General features: G+C 57.8%; 2 protein-coding genes and 1 pseudogene. 2 read left to right on the plus strand and 1 reads right to left on the minus strand.

Annotated features, from left to right (window positions below; all coding sequences use genetic code 11):
- Positions 1–466 precede the first annotated feature (466 nt).
- Complete coding sequence (locus VZ95_RS15180) at positions 467–1903, plus strand: hypothetical protein (protein ID WP_156995329.1); 1437 nt, start codon at positions 467–469, stop codon at positions 1901–1903.
- Between the two features lie 135 nt (positions 1904–2038).
- Here the strand turns inward: VZ95_RS15180 and VZ95_RS15185 are convergent.
- Positions 2039–3672, minus strand: a pseudogene (locus VZ95_RS15185) (electron transfer flavoprotein-ubiquinone oxidoreductase).
- 258 nt (positions 3673–3930) lie between these two features.
- On the opposite strand from VZ95_RS15185, the gene VZ95_RS27295 reads away from it, so the two are divergent.
- Positions 3931–4204, plus strand: a 274-nt coding sequence (locus VZ95_RS27295) for a hypothetical protein (RefSeq protein ID WP_045776609.1), incomplete at its 3' end; no start/stop codon positions are given.

Here is a 4204-nt window from a genome sequence, read left to right on the forward strand (position 1 = left end):
TAAACTGGAACGAGATGAAAGTAAGCCTATGATCGATTTTCGATGGGTTCGGATGCTCCCCACACTTGGCATCTTGGTTCTTGTTTCCTTCTACATGGTGATGTCTCGGTTCGGCAGTATGATTGTGGATCTCGATCCGTCCTGGCATCAGATGTTGAACTACGCCTTTGGTCAGAATTTTCAGTTTGGTAAAGATATTATTTTCAATATCGGCCCCTTGGGTATAATGTATTCTGTTTTTTATGATGAAAAATTTAATAATCTAAAATTATTAATGAATTGTTTGTACACTATTAGTCTAGTTTTATCACTTGCAGTGATTTTTAAAATTGATCGTATTATCCGCTGTTGTGCGCTTGTTAGTTTTTTAGCCTTATTACCATTGATTCGTGATGTGCATTTATTTATTCCTGTGATTTTGCTTTGCTATTTTGAGTTCTATCGGTCGAAATCGTCGCGTTGGGGAGTGGTGATTACCCTTATTCTAAGCTTCGATATCGCGCTCGTTAGCCTTATCAAATCGTCGGTTTTATTTATGGCCCTGCCGGTTCTGGTGATCTTAAGCCTTCATGATACTCTGGTGCGCCGGGCTCTGCCCGTGGCCTTGCTGGCATTTATCGCGTTCACGCTGCTGCTGCTGCTCGCCGTTGGCCAGCAACCTGCCCATTGGGGGGCCTTCTACCAGGGGTATTTTGACTTATCGCGCGGCTATAACGCCGATATGGGATTGCCGACGCCGCGCCTAACCCAGGTGCTCTGGGGCGTTGGCGTCGCTGTGATCGTTGCGAGTTTTGCCGTTGCCAGCCTGACAGATCGGTTGGTGGCGCTCATGCTTGGCGGGTGTTTGCTGGTAGCCTATAAGGCCAGTTTCCACCGTCACGGTTTGAACCCCGATGTTGCCTTTATGACGCTGGCGATCGTGGGGCTTGGGCAGCTTCTTACCGGGCGCGGGCGTTTTTTTGGGGCGTCGCACCGGAGCGCGGTGGTTGCCGTGGTCGCGGTTGCGGTGGTTGGGACCCTTGCCATCGTCGCCCCCCGCCTGATCCCGGATGGACCGGCGATGCTTTTGGCCCACGCTCAGCATCGCCTCAGCTTCTTCTTGGTGCCGGGCGAGGCCAAGGCGGCGCGGGAGGCGGATCGCGCCTGGTTTCAAAGCGCGCTAGCGGCGGCGAAGGCGAGTTTCCCCTTCCCGGATGCTCAGGGCACGCTGGATGTTTTTCCCTGGAATTTCGGGCTGGGCATGGCCTCGGGGCTGCCGCTGGCCCCGCGCCCGGCGTTTCAGGCCTATTTCACGACGACGCGCCTGACGACCGAACGGAATGCGGCGTTTTTTGCGTCGGCGTCGGCACCGCAGTCGATTCTGTACACCTTCGCGCCCATCGATAACCGCTTCGCCGCCCTGGAAGATCCGCTAACTCTGCGGGCTTTCAAGCAATATTACGCGCTTGCCGCCCGCCGCGACGGGCATCTGTTGCTGACCCGGCGACCGCAGCCGCTGCGCGAGGAGGAGCGGGGATGCGTGCAACAAGCTTTCACGCTGGGGCAGCCGATCACCCTCCCCGCCACCGCGCCGGGCGAAGCCCTGTGGGCGCAGGTTGAGTTGACGCAAACCTGGTCCGGTCAGGCGCTGGGATTCCTCTTCGGCCCGCCGGTCCTGGGGATTGAGCTGGCCGAGGGCACTCAAACGCACGCATACCGTTTCTTGCAAACCCCCGGCGCAATTGGTTTTCTGTTGTCGCCCGCGCTGGTTTCGACGGACACGGCGCAGGCTTTCTTCGACGGGGCCAATGGCGGGGTCGTGCCTCATTCGGTACGCTTTTCGGTCATGAGCGATACCCCGGGCCTGTGGCTGAAGCCCGGGGGCACGATAAGCCTATGCCGTCTCGCTTGGTCCGCGCCTTAGAGCACTTCCCGTTCGCTCAGGCTCACGGAAAGCGCTCTAAGCTTTTGTTTTTTTTACGCAAATGCGTCGTCGCGGGTGCCAGCGCGTTTGACGCGCAAAGCGCATCGGGCACCCGCTCGGGATTTGCTCTAACCGCTACATATTGGGGTAGTTCGGCCCACCACCACCTTGCGGCACGACCCAGTTGATATTCTGAGTCGGGTCTTTGATGTCGCAGGTTTTGCAGTGAACGCAGTTCTGCGCATTGATCTGCAAGCGCTTTCCGCCACTGCTGGCGTCGTCGAGGATTTCATAGACCCCGGCGGGGCAGTAGCGCGTTTCCGGCGATTCATACTCGGCCCAATTGACGGCAATCGCCTTGCTCGGGTCTTTCAACTGCAAGTGGATCGGCTGATCTTCCTCGTGATTGGTCGAGGAGAGGAAGACGGACGAGAGCCGGTCGAAGCTGATTTTGCCGTCCGGCTTCGGGTAAGCGATGCGCGGCGCGGCGGAAGCCTTTTTCAGCCCGTCATGGTCGGCGTGATTATGGAAGGTCCAGGGGGCTTTGCCTTTGAACAGATAAGTATCGATGGCGCTATAGAGCAGCCCGGCCCATAAGCCTTATGGAAGGATGGGCGGATATTGCGCACGGCCTTCAACTCTTCGGCAACCCAGGAGGTCTCCAGGGCTGCCGGATAGGCGGTGGCTTCGGTGCTTGTCGAATCCGAGGCGAGCAGATCGAAGACCGCATCCGCCGCTAGCATGCCGGACTTCATCGCCGTATGGCTGCCCTTGATCTTCGGCACATTGAGGAACCCCGCCGTGCAGCCGACGAGGCAGCCGCCGGGGAAGGTTAGCTTCGGGATCGACTGCCAGCCGCCTTCGTTGATCGCGCGCGCGCCGTAACTCACCCGCCGCCCGCCTTCGAAGAAATGCCGCACGGCGGGGTGCGTCTTGAAGCGCTGGAACTCTTCGAAGGGCGACAGATGCGGGTTGGTATAATCCAGCCCAATGACGAAGCCGACGACGATCTGATTGTTTTCGAGATGATAAAGGAATGAGCCGCCGTAAGTATCGGCCTGCATCGGCCAGCCGATCGAATGGATGATCTTCCCGGCTTGGTGCTTGCTGGGGTCGATCTCCCACAGTTCCTTGATGCCGATACCGAAGGTTTGCGGATCGACGCCATCGCGCAGATTGAAGCGCTCGAACAGGGTTTTGGTCAGCGAGCCCCGGCAGCCCTCGGCGAAAATCGTCTGGCGCGCGTGCAGCTCGACGCCGGGCTGATAGTGCGCGGTCGGTTCCCCGTCGCGGCCGACGCCCATATCGCCGGTGGCAACGCCCGTGACCGCGCCGCTGTCGTCGTAGAGCACCTCGGCGGCGGCAAAGCCGGGGAAAATATCCACACCCAGCTCTTCGGCCTGCTGGGCGAGCCAGCGGCAGAGGTTGCCGAGCGAGATGATGTAATTGCCGTGATTATGCATCTGCGGCGGCGTTGGCAGCTTGAACGAGCCCTTTTCGGTGAGGAACAGAAAATTATCGTCGGTCGCGGGCGTGTTTAGCGGCGCGCCGCGTTCCTTCCAATCGGGGAACAGCTCGTTCAGCGCGCGCGGCTCGAACACGGCACCGGAGAGGATATGCGCGCCGATTTCGGAGCCTTTTTCGATCAGGCAGACCGCCAGCTCCTGGCCCGCCGCGTTGGCACGTTGCTTCAAGCGAATGGCCGTCGAAAGGCCCGCCGGCCCGCCGCCAACCACCACCACGTCATAGGGCATTACGTCCCGCGTCATTGCTCGATCCCCCTGGCTGAACCCTTCCCTTTACGTTAAGGGAATGTGTCTTTTTTGTCGAGCCCCCCGCCGCCGTTGGCCTAGCCCGTGTGCGCAAAGTGCGATAGCTTCAGCGCGCTGGCAAGAGCTGATCGGGCGTGGGGATGCGCCCGGGAGGTCGGACCGCCGCGCAGCAAAGATTTTTTGACAGCTCCAGTCTAAAATTTCATACATAAAAACAGAGACGAGCTATTTCCGACCAACGATAAAAGGGTACTCATGAAAAATTTTAGATTTTTTCTTACAATTTGCGCTGTTCTTATTTTCTTATCAGTCTTGCTCGGTTCGGGCGCGATGCGCGATAATAGCGATTATGGGCGGGTCGTGCGCTGCGTGGGTCTTGTTGTCGAGCAGGATATTAATAATAAAGATTATCACTATAATTTTGGCGATTTCGAGACTTTATGGTGCAGCTTAGTCACCCCCATGACCATTGTCGCCGGGGCAACCCGGTTAGGCCTGACAATTTTCTCGCAAAGCGCGTTGACCATTT

It is taken from the genome of Elstera litoralis (assembly GCF_000963705.1).
Classification (GTDB): domain Bacteria; phylum Pseudomonadota; class Alphaproteobacteria; order Elsterales; family Elsteraceae; genus Elstera; species Elstera litoralis.